The organism is Streptomyces sp. NPDC126503 (assembly GCF_040302405.1).
In the GTDB taxonomy this organism is placed as follows: Bacteria; Actinomycetota; Actinomycetes; order Streptomycetales; family Streptomycetaceae; genus Streptomyces; species Streptomyces gulbargensis.
Window position 1 is genome coordinate 240,739 of the sequence record NZ_JBEORS010000009.1, and the last position, 15,411, is coordinate 256,149.

At 73.8% G+C, this 15,411-nt stretch carries 13 protein-coding genes; 7 read left to right on the plus strand and 6 right to left on the minus strand.

From position 1 onward, the window contains the following. Nucleotides 1-39 precede the first annotated feature (39 nt). Together ABTY40_RS15290 and ABTY40_RS15295 are read left to right on the plus strand one after the other, a co-directional pair. Nucleotides 40-1,065, plus strand: coding sequence for an ATP-dependent 6-phosphofructokinase (locus ABTY40_RS15290; protein ID WP_345285465.1), 1,026 nt, complete (start codon nucleotides 40-42; stop codon nucleotides 1,063-1,065). 251 nt (nucleotides 1,066-1,316) lie between these two features. Beyond that, nucleotides 1,317-2,345 (plus strand): RICIN domain-containing protein, encoded by a 1,029-nt coding sequence (locus tag ABTY40_RS15295; RefSeq protein WP_352059904.1) that lies wholly within the window; start codon nucleotides 1,317-1,319, stop codon nucleotides 2,343-2,345. A gap of 126 nt (nucleotides 2,346-2,471) precedes the next feature. Here ABTY40_RS15295 and ABTY40_RS15300 read toward each other — a convergent pair whose 3' ends face one another. From ABTY40_RS15300 to ABTY40_RS15310, 3 genes are all read right to left on the minus strand, one after another. Next, entirely contained in the window at nucleotides 2,472-3,080 is a 609-nt protein-coding gene (locus tag ABTY40_RS15300; RefSeq protein ID WP_352059940.1) for a helix-turn-helix domain-containing protein, read from the minus strand. Nucleotides 3,081-3,226: 146 nt separating this feature from the next. Next, complete coding sequence (locus tag ABTY40_RS15305; protein WP_352059905.1) at nucleotides 3,227-3,928, minus strand: response regulator; 702 nt, start codon at nucleotides 3,926-3,928, stop codon at nucleotides 3,227-3,229. Further along, nucleotides 3,925-5,625 carry a sensor histidine kinase gene (locus ABTY40_RS15310; RefSeq protein ID WP_352059906.1) on the minus strand — a complete coding sequence of 567 codons (1,701 nt, stop codon included), beginning with the start codon at nucleotides 5,623-5,625 and terminating at the stop codon, nucleotides 3,925-3,927. Before ABTY40_RS15310 ends, ABTY40_RS15305 begins: the two co-directional genes overlap by 4 nt. A 178-nt stretch (nucleotides 5,626-5,803) precedes the next feature. Between ABTY40_RS15310 and ABTY40_RS15315 the strand changes: the two genes are divergently transcribed. Continuing rightward, the gene (locus tag ABTY40_RS15315; protein ID WP_352059941.1) at nucleotides 5,804-7,156 is read left to right on the plus strand and encodes a cation:dicarboxylate symporter family transporter; all 1,353 of its coding nucleotides are present in this window, start codon (nucleotides 5,804-5,806) and stop codon (nucleotides 7,154-7,156) included. Nucleotides 7,157-7,363: 207 nt separating this feature from the next. Here ABTY40_RS15315 and ABTY40_RS15320 read toward each other — a convergent pair whose 3' ends face one another. Together ABTY40_RS15320 and ABTY40_RS15325 are read right to left on the minus strand one after the other, a co-directional pair. Continuing rightward, nucleotides 7,364-8,257 carry an aldo/keto reductase gene (locus ABTY40_RS15320; protein WP_352059907.1) on the minus strand — a complete coding sequence of 298 codons (894 nt, stop codon included), beginning with the start codon at nucleotides 8,255-8,257 and terminating at the stop codon, nucleotides 7,364-7,366. After that, the gene (locus tag ABTY40_RS15325; protein WP_352059908.1) at nucleotides 8,257-9,153 is read right to left on the minus strand and encodes an NAD-dependent epimerase/dehydratase family protein; all 897 of its coding nucleotides are present in this window, start codon (nucleotides 9,151-9,153) and stop codon (nucleotides 8,257-8,259) included. Before ABTY40_RS15325 ends, ABTY40_RS15320 begins: the two co-directional genes overlap by 1 nt. A 68-nt stretch (nucleotides 9,154-9,221) precedes the next feature. Between ABTY40_RS15325 and ABTY40_RS15330 the strand changes: the two genes are divergently transcribed. From ABTY40_RS15330 to ABTY40_RS15345, 4 genes are all read left to right on the plus strand, one after another. Then, nucleotides 9,222-9,761, plus strand: a complete 540-nt coding sequence (locus tag ABTY40_RS15330; protein WP_352059909.1) for an Lrp/AsnC family transcriptional regulator — start codon at nucleotides 9,222-9,224, stop codon at nucleotides 9,759-9,761. Between the two features lie 78 nt (nucleotides 9,762-9,839). Then, nucleotides 9,840-10,295 carry a MerR family transcriptional regulator gene (locus ABTY40_RS15335; RefSeq protein WP_352059910.1) on the plus strand — a complete coding sequence of 152 codons (456 nt, stop codon included), beginning with the start codon at nucleotides 9,840-9,842 and terminating at the stop codon, nucleotides 10,293-10,295. Continuing rightward, a complete protein-coding gene (locus ABTY40_RS15340) occupies nucleotides 10,292-10,630 on the plus strand; it encodes a thioredoxin family protein (RefSeq protein WP_352059911.1) in 339 nt (112 codons plus the stop codon). The genes ABTY40_RS15335 and ABTY40_RS15340 overlap by 4 nt, the downstream gene beginning before the upstream one ends. A 152-nt stretch (nucleotides 10,631-10,782) precedes the next feature. After that, nucleotides 10,783-13,017, plus strand: coding sequence for a HelD family protein (locus ABTY40_RS15345; protein WP_352059912.1), 2,235 nt, complete (start codon nucleotides 10,783-10,785; stop codon nucleotides 13,015-13,017). A 24-nt stretch (nucleotides 13,018-13,041) separates the two neighbouring features. On the opposite strand, the gene glgB is transcribed toward ABTY40_RS15345, so the two are convergent. Further along, on the minus strand, nucleotides 13,042-15,300 hold the full coding sequence (gene glgB, locus ABTY40_RS15350; protein WP_352059913.1) for a 1,4-alpha-glucan branching enzyme: 2,259 nt from the start codon (nucleotides 15,298-15,300) through the stop codon (nucleotides 13,042-13,044). Between the last annotated feature and the right edge of the window lie 111 nt (nucleotides 15,301-15,411).

Genomic DNA, 15,411 nt, shown 5'->3' on the forward strand with positions numbered 1-15,411 from the left:
TGGCTCAAAGGACCGCGACCGAGCAGGAGACACAGCACGATGCGCATCGGAGTTCTCACCGCAGGCGGCGACTGCCCCGGCCTGAACGCAGTGATCCGGTCGGTCGTGCACCGGGCGCTGACCGGCCACGGCGACGAGGTCATCGGCTTCGAGGACGGGTTCAAGGGACTCCTCGACGGCCACTACCGGCCCCTCGACCTCAACGCGGTCAGCGGCATCCTCGCCCGCGGCGGCACGATCCTCGGCTCCGCCCGGCTGGAGCGCAACCGGCTCCGCGAGGCCGCCGAGTCCGCCCCCGACCTGGCCCGCACCTACGGCATCGACGTCCTCATCCCGATCGGCGGCGAGGGCACCCTGACCGCCGCCCGGATGCTGTCCGACGCCGGCATGCCCGTCGTCGGCGTCCCGAAGACCATCGACAACGACATCTCCTCCACCGACCGCACCTTCGGCTTCGACACCGCCGTCGGCGTCGCGACCGAGGCCATGGACCGCCTCAAGACCACCGCCGAGTCCCACCAGCGCGTGATGGTCGTCGAGGTGATGGGCCGGCACGCCGGCTGGATCGCGCTGGAGTCCGGCATGGCCGGCGGCGCCCACGGCATCTGCCTCCCGGAGCGTCCCTTCGAGGTCGACGACCTGGTCAAGATGGTCGAGGAACGCTTCGCGCGCGGCAAGAAGTTCGCCGTCATCTGCGTCGCCGAGGGCGCCCACCCGGCCGAGGGCTCGATGGACTACCAGAAGGGCGAGATCGACCAGTACGGCCACGAGCGCTTCCAGGGCATCGGCAACCGCCTCGCCGTCGAGCTGGAGAAGCGCCTCGGCAAGGAGGCCCGGCCGGTCATCCTCGGGCACGTGCAGCGCGGCGGCACGCCCACGCCGTACGACCGCGTCCTCGCGACCCGCTTCGGCTGGCACGCGGTGGAGGCCGCCCACCGGGGTGACTTCGGCAGGATGACGGCCCTGCGCGGCACGGACGTGGTGATGGTGCCGCTGGCGGAGGCGGTGACCCGCCTGAAGACGGTTCCCGAGGACCGCATGCGCGAGGCCGAGTCGGTCTTCTGACGGACGGTCCTCCGGCACAGGACCCGCGCGCCCCGGCCGTGTCCCGAGCCCGCCGGCCCTCCGGATCCTCCGCGTCGAGTGGCCCCGACCGTACCCCCGTGGACGGTCGGGGCCACTCCGCTTTCCGCACGGCACTTCCGGGCCGGCCGGAAATACCTGATTCCACTCTTGAGCCCGCGCGTTCGATCAACAAGGCTTGGGGCTTGTCCCGGACATGTCCCAACCCTGTCCGGTGGAAGGGGGAGAGGCGCATGACCTCGGGGGAACGGGCTCCGGATCCGCGGGAGGCACGCAGCACCGCCGACTTCCTCGCCCGGCTCCAGGCGCTCAAGGACTGGTCCGGTCTCACCTACCGTGAGCTGTCGGCCCGGGCCGACGAGCGCGGGGACGTGCTGCCCCGCTCCACGGTCGCCAACATGCTGGCCCGCACCACCCTGCCCCGCGAGGAACTCCTCTCCGTCTTCGTCCGCGCCTGCGGAGCCCCGCCCGGCGCTCTGGAGGACTGGCTGGCGGTACGGAAGGAGCTGGCGGTACGCGGCGTGTACGAGCCCGGGCCACAGGAGCCGTTCGCCGGCGCCCCCGGGGACCTGGAGACCTCCGAGACCTCTGAGGCCCGGGAAGGTCCGGAGACCCCCCGGACCGGCGAGGCCGGGGAGACCGGTGAAGCCGTGGAGACCGGGCAGGGGCCGGCGCCCGCCAGGGCCCGGATGGCCCGGGTGCTGGTCGGGGCCGTCGGCCTCGCCGGTCTGCTGCTCGCCGCCGTCAGTGTGATCGCCTTCGTACGGGACGGCGGCGCCGCCCACCCGCGGTCCGGTCCCGGCCCCGCGCCCGCCGCCGGTGACGTGAGCATCCGCGTGGTCGGCCCGGACTTCTGCCTGGGGGAGCGGCGCGGTACGCGCAGCGGCCAGATCCACCAGCTTCCCTGCGCGGAGGCGGAGGTGCCCCGCTACTCGCTGAAGGAGCTGGGCGGCGGGCGGTGGCGGATCGTCTCCGACCACCCCGACTTCGGCTTCGGCTGCTCCGGCATTCCCTCGGGCGGCCGGATACCGGACGCCGCGTTCGAGGACTCCGAGTGCGGCGACCCGACCCGGGTGGAGAGCTTCACCCTGGAGCCGTACGGGAGCCCGGTACGGGGCCACCGCATCGTCCCGGCCGGCTCGGCCACGCCCGGCAGCTGCGTCACCGTGGTCGGCGACCGCGCCGCCGCCGGGTCGAGGCTGGCCCAGGCGCCGTGCGTCCCCGACGCCGCGGGCCAGCTGTTCGCCTTCGACCGCCGCTGAGGGGCGGGAGCGGCGGCTCCCCCCCCGGGGCCGTCCCGCCGTGTCGGTACGCCCTGTCCTGCCCGGCCGCACCCCGGTCGGTACGGGGCACGGCCCGGGGTGGGCGGCCCGCCGATCGGTGAGGGATTACCCGCCGACGGCCGCCCAGAAGTGCTCGGTGATCTCCTCCAGGTAGGCGCGGCCCGCGTCCCCGGTCGCCCCGGAGGCGCCCCAGCTGCTGGTGGCCGCCATCCGCGCGTGGTACTCGGCGTGCAGCCGCTGGAGCGCGGACTCGACGACGGACTTGGACAGCGGCAGCATCTTCACCGCCGGTTTGACGTAGGCCTGCCAGCGCGTGGTGGCGGCGTCCCGCAGCAGCGCCGCGAGCCGCTCGTCACCTCCGGTCGCGGTGATCAGCGCGCGGGGACCGAGCCCGAGGGACTCCGCGAGGGCGGCCGTCTGCCGTTCGGTACCGCGCCAGCGGCCCTCGTCCTCCATGCGCCGGTACGCCTGGGCGGTGATGCCCACGCGCCGTGCGAGCTCCTCGGCGGAGAGCCCACGGGCCATCCGGTGCTCGCGGAGGGTGGTGGCGGCGGCGATCAGATCGGCGGGGGAACACCACAGGACGCCCGCGAGGGCGGTCAGCTCCTGTTCGGTGGGGGCGAGCCGGCCGCGTTCCCAGGCGGCGACCGTGTCGGGGGTGACGAACATGCCGTACTGGGCGCGCAGCCCGTACGCGACATGGCCGTGGGTCATGCCGAGGCCCTCGCGCAGTCGTCGCGCGGCCGGGGCGTTGAAGGGTGGGGAGGGTTGGTGCACCCGAGCCACGGTAGGTGTGGGGGGTGACGGCTGGCTACGGTCTGTTCGTCCGACGTGGCAGGTCGTAGGAAGATGGGAACCGATCAGTAACCGCGGCCCCCCGCGCCGAGCCATCGGTACTGCAGCTCGGGGCGGCCGACCTGCCCGTACTGCGGGGCCCGCCCCGCCCGGCCGTCCGCCACCAGGTGCTCCAGATAGCGGCGGGCGGTGATCCGGGAGATGCCGACGGCGGCCCCGGCCTCCGCCGCGGTGAGCCCGTCCGGTGCCTCACGGAGCGCACGGGTGACCGCCTCCAGGGTGGGGGCGCTCAGCCCCTTCGGCAGGGCGGCGGGGTGCGGGGCGCGCAGGGTGGCGAGGGCCCGGTCCACCTCGTCCTGTCCGGAGGCCTCCCCGGCGGCCGCGCGGAACTCGGCGTACCGCCCGAGGCGGTCCCGCAGCGTGGCGAAGGTGAAGGGCTTCAGGACGTACTGGACGACTCCCAGCGACACGCCCTCGCGGACGATCGCCAGGTCGCGCGCCGAGGTGACGGCGATGACGTCGGCGGAGTACCCGGCGGCGCGCAGGGCCCGGAGCAGTCCGAGCCCGTGTCCGTCGGGCAGGTACAGGTCGAGCAGGATCAGGTCCACCCGCCGCCGTTCGAGCAGCCGCACGGCGGCGGCCCGAGAGTGGGCCACGCCGACGACCTCGAAGCCCTCCACGCGCCCGGCGTACAGGGCGTGCGCGTCGGCGGCGACGGGGTCGTCCTCGACGACGAGCACCCGGAGGGGAGCGGGTCCGGTGCTCACGCGCGCTCCTGTCCGCCGCCGGGCGCCCCGGCCGGGACGGCCCCCGGGACGGCGCCCACCGCGACCGCCGGGACGGAGCCCGGGACACCCCCCGTCCCCGCCTCCCCCTCCGGCAGCGGCAGGCGCGCGGTGAAGCGGGCGCCGCCGCCGGGCGGGGAGGTGAGGGTGAGGGTGCCGTGGGCGCGGGTGACGGCCTGGGCGACCAGGGCGAGGCCGAGGCCCCGCCCGGGACCCCGGGTGGACCAGCCGCGGCCGAGGATGGCGTCCCGGTCGGCCGGGCGGACACCGGGGCCGTTGTCGGTGACGCGGAGCAGCAGTTCGCCCTCGCCCGCGCGGGCGGCGACCGTGACGGTCACCCGGGCCTGCGGGGTGCCGCTCACCGCCTCCACCGCGTTGTCGACGAGGTTGCCGAGGACGGTGACCAGGTCCCGGGCGGGCAGCGCCGCCGGCACCACCCCGTCGTCGATGCGGCTGTCCTCGGTGAGCACCAGCTCCACGCCCCGCTCGTTCGCCTGCGCCGCCTTGCCGAGCAGCAGCGCGGCGAGGACCGGTTCGCCGACCGCGTCGACCACCCGGTCCGTGAGGGCCTGCGCCAGTTCCAGCTCCGCCGTCGCGAACTCCACCGCCTCCTCCACGCGGCCCAGTTCGATGAGCGAGACGACCGTGTGGAGCCGGTTCGCCGCCTCGTGCGCCTGCGAGCGCAGCGCCTCGGTGAAGCCCCGCTCCGAGTCCAGCTCACCGGAGAGCGCCTGGAGTTCGGTCCGGTCCCGCAGCGTCACCACCGTGCCCCGGCGCTCCCCGCCCACCACCGGGCGGGTGTTGACGACGAGGACCCGCTCGTCGGTCAGATGCGTCTCGTCGACCCGGGGCTCGGAGGAGAGCAGCGCTCCCGTCAGCGGAGCGGGCAGACCGAGGTCCACGGCCGGACGGCCGACGACCTTCTCGTCGAGCCCCAGCAGCTCCCGCGCCCCGTCGTTGATCAGCGCGATCCGCCGCTGCCCGTCGAGCATCACCAGACCCTCGCGCACCGCGTGCAGCGCGGCCTCGTGGTAGTCGTGCATCCGGCTCAGCTCGGCCGCGTTCATGCCGTGGGTGTGCCGGCGCAGCCGGGCGTTGATCACGTACGTTCCGGCGCCGCCGAGCGCGAGCGCCGCGCCGGCCATGCCGAGGAGGGCGGTCACCTGCTCCCGCACCTGCTCGCTGATCCGGTCGATCGTGATGCCCGCGCTGACCAGGGCGACGACCCGGTCGTGCTCGTCCAGGACCGGCGTCACCGTGCGGACGGACGGACCGAGCACGCCCAGGTGGGTCTCGGAGAAGGTCTCGCCGCGCACCGCCGCCTCGATGTGCCCGCGATAGGTGCGCCCTATCTCGGCCGGTTCCGGGTGGGTCCAGCGGGTGCCGTCCGGCGCCATCACCACCACGAACGTGACCCCGGCACCCCGGCGCAGCGCCTCCGTGTACGGCTGGAGCACCGCCGACGGGTCGGCGGAGCGGACGGCGGCGAGCACGGAGGGGGCGTGGGCGACGGCCGTGGCGGTCGCCGTGGACTGGCGGCGGGCGGTCTCCTCGGCCTGTGCCCGGTCGGTGACGTACGCGAAGACCGCGCACCCCGCCACCACGGCCGCCACCAGCACGACCTGCATGGCGAACAGCTGGCCGGCGAGGCTGCGCGGGCGGGGGAGGGGGAAACGCATGCGGTCCAGTCTGCACGCACGGATTCGCGCCACCGGCCCGCGTTCCCGAATCGTTCTCTTCCCCGGGGACGGTTCGGCCGTGAACGAAACGTACGCAATCGTGACCCGGGTCACAGGCTGGTGGATAGTCGCGGGGATCCACCGGGACGTGGACACCCATCAGCACGAGGAGGAGCCCGTGGCCGCACGACGGGACCGTACCCACTATCTGTATCTGGCCGTCATCGCCGCCGTCCTGCTCGGCATCGCGGTCGGCTTCCTGGCGCCGGGCGTCGCCGTCGAGCTGAAGCCGCTGGGCACCGGCTTCGTCAATTTGATCAAGATGATGATCTCGCCGATCATCTTCTGCACGATCGTGCTCGGGGTCGGCTCGGTCCGGAAGGCGGCGAAGGTCGGCGCGGTGGGCGGCCTCGCCCTCGGCTACTTCCTCGTCATGTCGACCGTCGCCCTCGCGATCGGCCTGGTGGTCGGCAACCTCCTGGAGCCCGGCTCCGGTCTCCACCTCACCAAGGAGCTGGCCGAGGCCGGCGCCAAGCAGGCGGAGGGCGCGAGCGAGTCCACGGCCGACTTCCTCCTCGGGATCATCCCGACCACCCTCGTGTCCGCGTTCACCGAGGGCGAGGTCCTCCAGACCCTCCTCGTCGCGCTGCTGGCCGGCTTCGCGCTCCAGGCGATGGGCGAGAGCGGCGAGCCGGTGCTGCGCGGCATCGGGCACATCCAGCGGCTCGTCTTCCGCGTCCTCGGCATGATCATGTGGGCCGCCCCGGTCGGTGCCTTCGGCGCGATCGCGGCCGTGGTCGGAGCGACCGGCCTCGACGCCCTCAAGTCCCTCGCCGTGATCATGATCGGCTTCTACCTGACCTGCGGTCTCTTCGTCTTCGTCGTGCTCGGCGCGCTGCTCAGGCTGGTCGCCGGGATCAACATCTGGACGCTCCTGAAGTACCTGGGCCGCGAGTTCCTGCTGATCCTCTCCACCTCCTCGTCCGAGTCGGCGCTGCCCCGCCTCATCGCGAAGATGGAGCACCTGGGCGTCAGCAAGCCGGTCGTCGGCATCACCGTGCCGACCGGCTACTCCTTCAACCTCGACGGCACCGCGATCTACCTGACCATGGCCTCCCTCTTCGTCGCCGAGGCCATGGGCGACCCGCTCTCCGTCGGCGAGCAGATCTCCCTCCTCGTCTTCATGATCATCGCCTCGAAGGGCGCGGCCGGCGTCACCGGCGCGGGGCTCGCCACCCTCGCGGGCGGCCTCCAGTCCCACCGGCCCGAGCTCGTGGACGGGGTGGGCCTGATCGTCGGCATCGACCGCTTCATGAGCGAGGCCCGCGCCCTCACCAACTTCGCGGGCAACGCGGTCGCCACGGTGCTGGTCGGCACCTGGACGAAGGAGATCGACAAGGAGCGGGTGGCCGAGGTGCTGGCCGGCCGCGCCCCCTTCGACGAGAAGACCCTCGTCGACGACCACGCCCCGGCGCCGGCCGCGGGCCGGACCGCCGAGGAGGGCGAGGAGCGGGCCCGCGCGGGCGTCTGACCCGCCGGGCCTGGCCGCCGTCCTCCCGTTCCCGGGCCTTGAGCCGGATCCGGGCCCGGGAGGACGGCCCGCCGGGGCCTCACGGGGCACGGCGCCGCCCGCCGCGCCCGTACGCCCATGGCCGGGGGCCCGCTCCCCGGCCCCGTACAGTCCCCGCCCGGACAGCCCGCGCCCTCTCGCTCGTACGCCCCCACCCGTACGTGCCCCTCACCCCACCGGCCGTGAGCCCTCCAGGGCGCTCAGCTCCTCCGCCGACAGCTCCAGGTCCGCCGCGCCCGCCGAGTCGCGGGCGCTCTGCGGGCGGCCGGCGCCGGGGATCGGCAGGACCGTGCCGGAGCGGGACAGGAGCCAGGCCAGCGCCACCCGCTGCGGGCTCACCCCCCGGGCCCGGGCCACCCGGTGGAAGGCCCCGAACGCCGGGTCCTCCTCCTGGGCCGAGGCGCCGTCCAGGGAGCTCTGCGAGATGCCGCCCAGCGGGCTCCACGGCAGGAACGCCAGGCCGAGTCCGGCACAGAGCCGCAGCTCGGGCTCGCTCTCCCGGACGGCGGGGGAGTAGCGGTTCTGCACCGAGACCAGCCGGTCGCCGAGGATCTCCCGGGCGAGCAGGATCTGTCCGGTGTCCACGTTCGAGATCCCGGCGAGCCGGACGGTGCCGGCGTCCAGCAGCTCCCGGATCGCGCCGAGCGATTCCGCGTACGGCACGGCCGGGTCCGGCTTGTGCAGCTGGTACAGGCCGATCGCCCCGCCGCCCAGCCGCCGGGCCGAGGCCTGAGCCGCCCGCCGCAGGTGCTCGGGCCGGCCGTCGACCGTCCAGCCGCCGTCGGCCGTGCGGCCCCGGCCGCCCTTCGTGGCCACCAGCACGTCGTCCGTGTTCCCGCCGTACGCGGCGAGGGCGCGGGCCACGAGCAGTTCGCCCTCGCCGGGGTCGCCGCCCGGCGGGTGGTAGGAGTCGGCGGTGTCGAGGAGCGTCACGCCCGCGTCCAGGGCCGCGTGGACGGTGGCGAAGGCCCGTGCCTCGTCGGGCCGGCCCTCGATGGAGAGCGGCATGGTGCCGAGGCCGACGGCCCCGACCCGGACGTCTCCCAGCATGCGGTGGCGCATCAGCGGATTCCCCCGACGGTCTCGGAAACGGCCTGGGCGAGCCAGTCGGAGGAATGCGAGAAGGCATAACCGAGAGCCGTGGCCCGGGAGTTGTCCATGGCGTAGGAACGGGCGAAGGAGAACGGCGAGACCTCGCCGACCTCCACCTCCTGGAAGACGGTCCGGCCGCCCACCCGGCGCTCGATCTCCGCGCAGAGGTCGGCGGTGGTGAGGGGGCCGTGGGAATGCGCGTTCACCGGGCCGGTGAATTCCGCCTCCGCCGCCCAGGCGAGGAACGCGGCGATCTCCTCCACGTACACATAGGTCGCCGGGCGGTTCACCACCGGGACTGCGATCGGCTCCCCGGCCCGCACGCGCCGCGCGTAGTGGTCGAGCCGGCCGGTGAAGTCGTCCGCGCCGCCCAGTACGTGGGCGACCCGCACCGAGGCCCAGGCGAACGCCGTCCCGTCCGCGAAGACCGCCTCCGCCTGCCGCTTCCCCTCCCCGTAGTGCGCGTCCCGGAACTCCGGGTCCTCCCAGGGCAGGCCCGTGTCCACCGTGACCGTCCGCAGGTCGAGCACGTCCTCGGTGACCGGCACCGCCGAGTCCTCGTACTCGTACACCTCCACCGTCGACGTCATCACGTAGCGGCGGGTGCGGGTCGCGAAGACCCGGCGGGCGATCTCCGCCTGGCGCGGTGTGTAGCAGACCTGGTCCAGGACGACGTCGAAGAAACGGCCCGTGAGAGCGGAACGCAGGGACGTCTCGTCATCGCGGTCGGCGACGAGGAGTTCCGCCCCCTCCGGCGTTCCGGAAGAGCCCCGGTTGAGCACCGTGACCCGGTGCCCGGAATTCGAGAGAAGCGTGACGAGCCGCTTTCCGAAATAGCGGTTCCCGCCGATGACCAGTACGTCCATGAAATCCCAACTCCCTTGTGCGGTGCGTCAAGTGTTACGTTGACCGCTCGCCGGTTGAAGGGGGAGACATGGGAGTTCAGGCCGCCGCGCGGAAAGAACCACGGCATCCGCGGTCCGCCGCCGAGGAAACCCCGGTGGGCGCCGTGGACGCGATCGACCGGCAGATCCTCGGCATCGTCCAGACCGACGGACGGATCAAGCTGAGCGAGCTGGGCCGCCGGGTCCGGCTCAGTCCCGCGGCGGTCACGGAGCGGCTGCGCCGCCTGGAGGCGAGCGGGGCGATCACCGGATACGGCGCCCACGTCTCCCCGGCCCGGCTCGGCTACGGCATCCAGGCCTTCGTCCGGGTGAACCCGCACGCCGGTTACAGCCTGCGGCACCCCCGGGCCCTGGAGCTGACCGGCCGCCCGGAGATCCTGGAGGCGCACCACGTGGTCGGCGAGGACTGCTGGATCCTCAAGGTCGCGGTCACGGACACCGCGCACCTGGAGGAGATCCTGGAGCAGACCTCGCGGCTCGGCCGGACGACGACCTCCGTCGTGCTCTCCTCCCCGGTCGAGCGCAAGCCGGTCCTGCCGCCGGGGTCCGGAGCGGGCGCCTCCGCCTGATCCCGCCGCCGTCCCCTCGAAGGGGCCGGCCCCTCGGCTCTTGCCCTGACGTCGGCGTCAAGGCCTACGGTCGGGGACATGCGCATCGGAGAGCTGGCCGAGCGGGCCGGAACGACCACGCGGACCCTGCGGTACTACGAGTCCCGCGGTCTGCTGACCGCCCGCCGTACGGAACGGGGACACCGCACCTACGACGAGGCCGACCTGCGGCTCCTGCGGCAGATCCGGACCCTGCGGGATTTCGGCTTCGAGCTGGAGGAGACGCGGCCGTTCGTGGAATGCCTGCGGGCGGGCCACCCGGCGGGCGACTCGTGCCCCGCCTCGATCGAGGTCTACCGGCGCAAACTCGACGAGCTGGACGGGCTGATCGAACAGCTCGGGACCGTGCGCGCCCAGGTGGGCGCCCAGCTGCTGCGGGCCGAGGCGGAACTCCCGCACGGCCCGGAACCCCGCTGCGCCCTCGGCGCCCACCCGGGCGGCGCCGACGAGACCGACGAGACCCACGAGACCCACGAGACAGGAGTGACGGCATGACGACGTACGCGCACGGGGTGGCCGAGGTCACGGACGCGGATTTCGCCGCGGAGGTGCTCGGCGCGGACCGGCCGGTCCTGGTGAAGTTCACGGCCGAGTGGTGCGGGCCCTGCCGGCAGCTGAGGCCCGTCCTCGGCGCCCTCGCCGCCGAGGAGGTGGAGCGGCTGCGGGTCGTGGAGATCGACGTGGACCGCAATCCGGCGACGGCCCTGCGCTACGGGGTGCTGTCCACCCCGACGCTGATGGTCTTCCGGGCGGGCGAACCGGTGAGGTCGCTCGTCGGCGCCCGACCCGGGCGGCGCCTTCGCGAGGAGCTGGCCGACGTGCTCGGCTGAATCCCGCGGGCACGGAAAAGCCCCGGATGAGAGAATTGGCATCCGGGGCTTTGTGTCGCGTATATTGATGAATTCCGTGTCTCCGTGCGGCTCGCCTGTGAAGGGGGCTCGGAAGGATTCAATAAACGCACTGTATCGCGCTGGGAGTGGAATTGTCAACCGAGCCAATTCGGGATGAGCAGAAATTCATCACCTCGCTCTACGCGCGGCTCGACGACCTGCGGGACCAGGCCGAGGCCGGCGTCGCCCGGGCGCTGGCCACGCCCGGGACCGGAAGCGCCCAGTCGCGTCTGGAGCGGGACGTCCTGGTCGCCGAACAGTCCGGGCTGCTCGCCGCCTTCGACGCGGGCGAGAGCGGACTCTGCTTCGGTCGGCTCGTCTTCCGCGACGGCCGCGACCATCACATCGGCCGCATCGGCATCCGCGAGGACGACACCGACCGCACGCCCCTCGTCGTCGACTGGCGCGCCGAGATCGCCCGCCCCTTCTACCTCGCCACCGGGTACGAGCCCATGGGCCTCAGCCGCCGCCGGCACATCACCACCCGGGGCCGCGAGGTGCTCTCCCTCCACGACGAGGTCCTCGACCTCACCGACACCACGCGCACCGGCCACGAGAGCCGGGACGCCGACGAGGTGCTGCTCGCCGCCCTCGACGCCGCCCGCACCGGCCGCATGCACGACATCGTGCAGACCATCCAGGCCGAGCAGGACGCCATCATCCGCTCCCCGCACGGCGGGGTCCTCGTCGTGGAGGGCGGCCCCGGCACCGGCAAGACCGCCGTGGCCCTGCACCGGGCCGCGTACCTCCTCTACGCCCACCGCGAGCAGCTCGCCCGCCGCGCCGTCCTCATCGTCGGCCCCAACCCGGCCTTCCTCGGCTACATCGGCAACGTGCTGCCCTCCCTCGGCGAGACCGGCGTCCTGCTCGCCACCCCCGCCGAGCTGTACCCGGGCGTCCGCGCCACCGGCACCGACACCCCCCGCGCCGCGGCCGTGAAGGGCGCCGCCGCCATGGCCGGGGCGCTCGCCGCCGCCGTACGCGACCGGCAGCGGGTCCCCGAGCGCGGCGAGCCGCTGGTCGTCCCGCACGAGGACGGCGACCTGGTCATCGACTGGGACATGGCCCTGGAGGCCCGCCACCACGCCCGGGACACCGCCCTGCCGCACAACCTCGCCCGCCCGTCCTTCGTCTTCCGCCTCCTCGACGCGCTCGCCGAACAGCTCGCCGACCGCATCGGCGCCGACCCCTACGGCGGCCCCAACTTCCTCGGCCCCGACGACCGCGCGCTCCTCGCCAAGGGCGTCGCCGCCAACGCCGACGTCCACGCGGCGATCGACACCCTCTGGCCGGCCCTCACCCCCGAGGACTTCCTCGCCGACTACCTCGCCGACCCCACCCACCTCCCCGAGGAGGACGCCGCCGCGATCCGGCGCGACGGCGGGCCGTGGACGCCCGCCGACGTACCGCTCCTGGACGAGGCCGCCGAACTCCTCGGCCACGACGACTCGGCCGCCCGCGCCGCCGAGGAGGCCGAACGCCAGCGGCGCATCCAGTACGCCCAGGGCGTCCTCGACGTCAGCTACGCCTCGCGCACCTACGAGTTCGAGGACAAGGAGGAGGTCGACGAGGACGCCTCCGAGGTGCTGTCCGCCCACGACATCATCGACGCCGAGCGGTTCGCCGAGCGGCACGAGGAGGCCGACCACCGCACCGCCGCCGAACGGGCCGCCGCCGACCGCACCTGGGCCTTCGGCCACATCATCGTGGACGAGGCGCAGGAACTGTCCGCCATGCTGTGGCGGCTCCTCATGCGCCGCAGTCCCACCCGCTCCATGACCCTGGTGGGCGACCCGGCGCAGACCGGGGACCCGGCCGGCGTCGGCTCCTGGGAGGAGATCCTCAGCCCGTACGTGGAGGACCGCTGGGAGCTGGTCCGGCTCGGCGTCAACTACCGCACCCCGGCCGAGATCATGGCGGTGGCCGCCGCCGTGCGCCGCGAGACCGACCCCGGATTCGAGCCGCCCCGCTCCGTCCGCTCCACCGGCGTCGAGCCGTGGGAGCGGACCGCCGCGGACCCGGTGAAGGAGACCGCGGCGGCCGTCGCCGCCGAACTGCGGGAGGAGGGCCGGCTCGCGGTCATCGCCCCGCCGGAACTCCACCCCGCGCTCCGCGCCGCCCTGCCCGGCGCCGCGCACGGCCCGGCACCGGACCTCACCCGGCCGGTGGTCCTCCTCGACCCGCGGCAGGCCAAGGGCCTGGAGTTCGACACCGTCCTCGTGGCCGACCCCGACGCCATCCGGGCCGGCGGGCCGCACGGCGTGAACGACCTGTACGTGGCCCTGACCCGGGCCACGCAGCGCCTCGGTGTGGTCAGGCGGGCCTGACCACACCCCCGCCCGGGCCGCCGGTCAGGCAGGCCTGAGCCACACCGTCGCCAGCGGCGGCAGCGTCATCCGCACGCTCGACCCCCGGCCGTGCCACGGCACCGACTCGGTCTTCACCGGGTCGGTGCCCACCACGTCCGAGCCGCCGTACCGGGCCGCGTCCGTGTTCAGGACCTCCGACCAGGCGGCGAACGTGTCCGGCACCCCGAGGCGGTAGTCGTGCCGCACCACCGGGGAGAAGTTGCAGACGGCCAGCAGCGGGGAGCCGAAGCCGTCGAAGCGGAGGAAGGCGAAGACGTTGTCGTCGGCCGCGTCCCCCACCACCCACTCGAAACCGTCCGGGACGGTGTCCCGCTCCCAGAGCGCCGGGGTCGCCGTGTACACCGTGTTCAGGTCGCGCACCAGGTCCCGCACGCCCCGGTGGTCCGGCTCCGCCCCGTACGCCGGGTCCAGCAGCCACCAGTCCGGCCCGTGGTCCGCCGACCACTCCGCTCCCTGGGCGAACTCCTGCCCCATGTAGAGCAGCTGCTTGCCCGGATGGGCCCACATGAAGCCGAGGTAGGCCCGGTGGTTGGCGCGCTGCTGCCACCAGTCGCCCGGCATCTTCGACACCAGCGCCCGCTTGCCGTGCACCACCTCGTCGTGCGAGATCGGCAGGATGTAGTTCTCGCTGTACGCGTACACCATCGAGAAGGTCATCTCGTGGTGGTGGTACTTGCGGTGCACCGGCTCCTTCTGCACGTACTGGAGGGAGTCGTGCATCCAGCCCATGTTCCACTTCATGCCGAAGCCCAGGCCCCCGAAGCCGCCCGGCCCGACCTGGTCGGTCGCCCGGGTGACCCCGTCCCAGGCCGTGGACTCCTCGGCGAAGGTGATGATCCCGGGGCAGCGCCGGTACACCGTCGCGTTCATCTCCTGCAGGAAGGCCACCGCGTCCAGGTTCTCCCGGCCGCCGTACTCGTTCGGCACCCAGTCGCCGTGCTCGCGCGAGTAGTCCAGGTAGAGCATCGAGGCCACCGCGTCCACCCGCAGCCCGTCGATGTGGAACTCCTGGCACCAGTAGACCGCGTTGGCCACGAGGAAGTTCCGCACCTCCTTGCGGCCGTAGTCGAACTCCAGGGTCCCCCAGTCCGGGTGGTGCGAGCGGCGCGGGTCCGGGTGCTCGTACAGCGGCCGTCCGTCGAACTCGGCGAGCGCCCAGTCGTCCTTCGGGAAGTGCGCCGGCACCCAGTCCATGAGCACGCCGATCCCGGCCCGGTGCAGCGCGTCCACCAGGTACTTGAAGTCGTCCGGGGTGCCCATCCGGGCCGTCGGCGCGTAGAAGCCGGTGACCTGGTAGCCCCAGGAGCCGCCGAAGGGATGCTCGGCGACCGGCATGAACTCCACGTGTGTGAAGCCGAGGTCCCGCACGTACGCCGGCAGCTGCTCCGCGAGCTGGCGGTAGGTGAGCCCCGGCCGCCAGGACGGCAGGTGCACCTCGTACACGGAGAGCGGCGACTCGTGGTGGGGGCGCCGGCCGCGCCGCTCCATCCACTCGGCGTCGCCCCACGCGTAGTGCGACTCGGTGACGATCGACGCCGTGTTCGGCGGGCACTCGGTGCGGCGGGCCAGCGGGTCCGCGCGCAGGGTGTGCGAGCCGTCGGGCCGGGTGATGTCGTACTTGTAGACGGTGCCCTCACCGAGGCCCGGCACGAACAGCTCCCACACCCCGGTCCCGCCGAGCGAACGCATCGGCAGGCCGGTGCCCCAGTGCGCGAAGTCACCGGTGACCCGCACGCCGCGGGCGTTCGGCGCCCACACCGCGAAGCGGGTGCCCGCCACGCCCTCGTGCGTCATGATCCGGGAGCCGAGGGCCGTCCACAGCTCCTCGTGCCGGCCCTCCCCGATGAGGTGCAGGTCCAGCTCGCCGAGGGACGGCAGGAAGCGGTACGGGTCGTGGAGCGCGATCTCGTCGCCGTCGTAGCGCACCCGCAGTTCGTAGGCGGGGACCTTGCGCAGCAGCGGCAGCAGGCCGGAGAAGAGGCCGTCGCCCTCGTCGTGGAGCGTGATCCGGCGGCCCTTCGCCAGGACGGTGACCTCCCGGGCCCAGGGGCGGAGCACGCGGATCACCACGCCGCCGCGGACCGGGTGGGCGCCGAGCAGGGCGTGCGGGTCGTGGTGCTCACCGGCCAGCAGCCGGGCCCGGTCGCCGGGGTCGAGGGGTGGCGCCTTCCGTACGGCGGTCCGGTCCGGCGCGGGGGTCTTCGTGCGGGGGGCCGTCTTGCCTGCGGGGCGGGCGGTCACAGGGATGCCTCCTGGGGGGCGGGGGACGGGGGACGGAGTGAGGGGATACGGGTACTGAACGGCCCCCGGGGGGCCGGGGACACTCGGCCGAACGGGGCGCGCGGGCCTTCG

Bases quoted from the DNA above. Each gene is read 5' to 3' on its own strand.
- ABTY40_RS15300 (WP_352059940.1), bottom strand. From the start codon at position 3,080: ATGACCCACGGCCATGTCGCGTACGGGCTGCGCGCCCAGTACGGCATG.
- ABTY40_RS15320 (WP_352059907.1), bottom strand. From the start codon at position 8,257: ATGCGCCACCGCATGCTGGGAGACGTCCGGGTCGGGGCCGTCGGCCTC.
- ABTY40_RS15335 (WP_352059910.1), top strand. From the start codon at position 9,840: ATGCGCATCGGAGAGCTGGCCGAGCGGGCCGGAACGACCACGCGGACC.
- ABTY40_RS15325 (WP_352059908.1), bottom strand. From the start codon at position 9,153: ATGGACGTACTGGTCATCGGCGGGAACCGCTATTTCGGAAAGCGGCTC.
- ABTY40_RS15340 (WP_352059911.1), top strand. From the start codon at position 10,292: ATGACGACGTACGCGCACGGGGTGGCCGAGGTCACGGACGCGGATTTC.
- ABTY40_RS15310 (WP_352059906.1), bottom strand. From the start codon at position 5,625: ATGCGTTTCCCCCTCCCCCGCCCGCGCAGCCTCGCCGGCCAGCTGTTC.
- ABTY40_RS15330 (WP_352059909.1), top strand. From the start codon at position 9,222: ATGGGAGTTCAGGCCGCCGCGCGGAAAGAACCACGGCATCCGCGGTCC.
- ABTY40_RS15295 (WP_352059904.1), top strand. From the start codon at position 1,317: ATGACCTCGGGGGAACGGGCTCCGGATCCGCGGGAGGCACGCAGCACC.
- ABTY40_RS15290 (WP_345285465.1), top strand. From the start codon at position 40: ATGCGCATCGGAGTTCTCACCGCAGGCGGCGACTGCCCCGGCCTGAAC.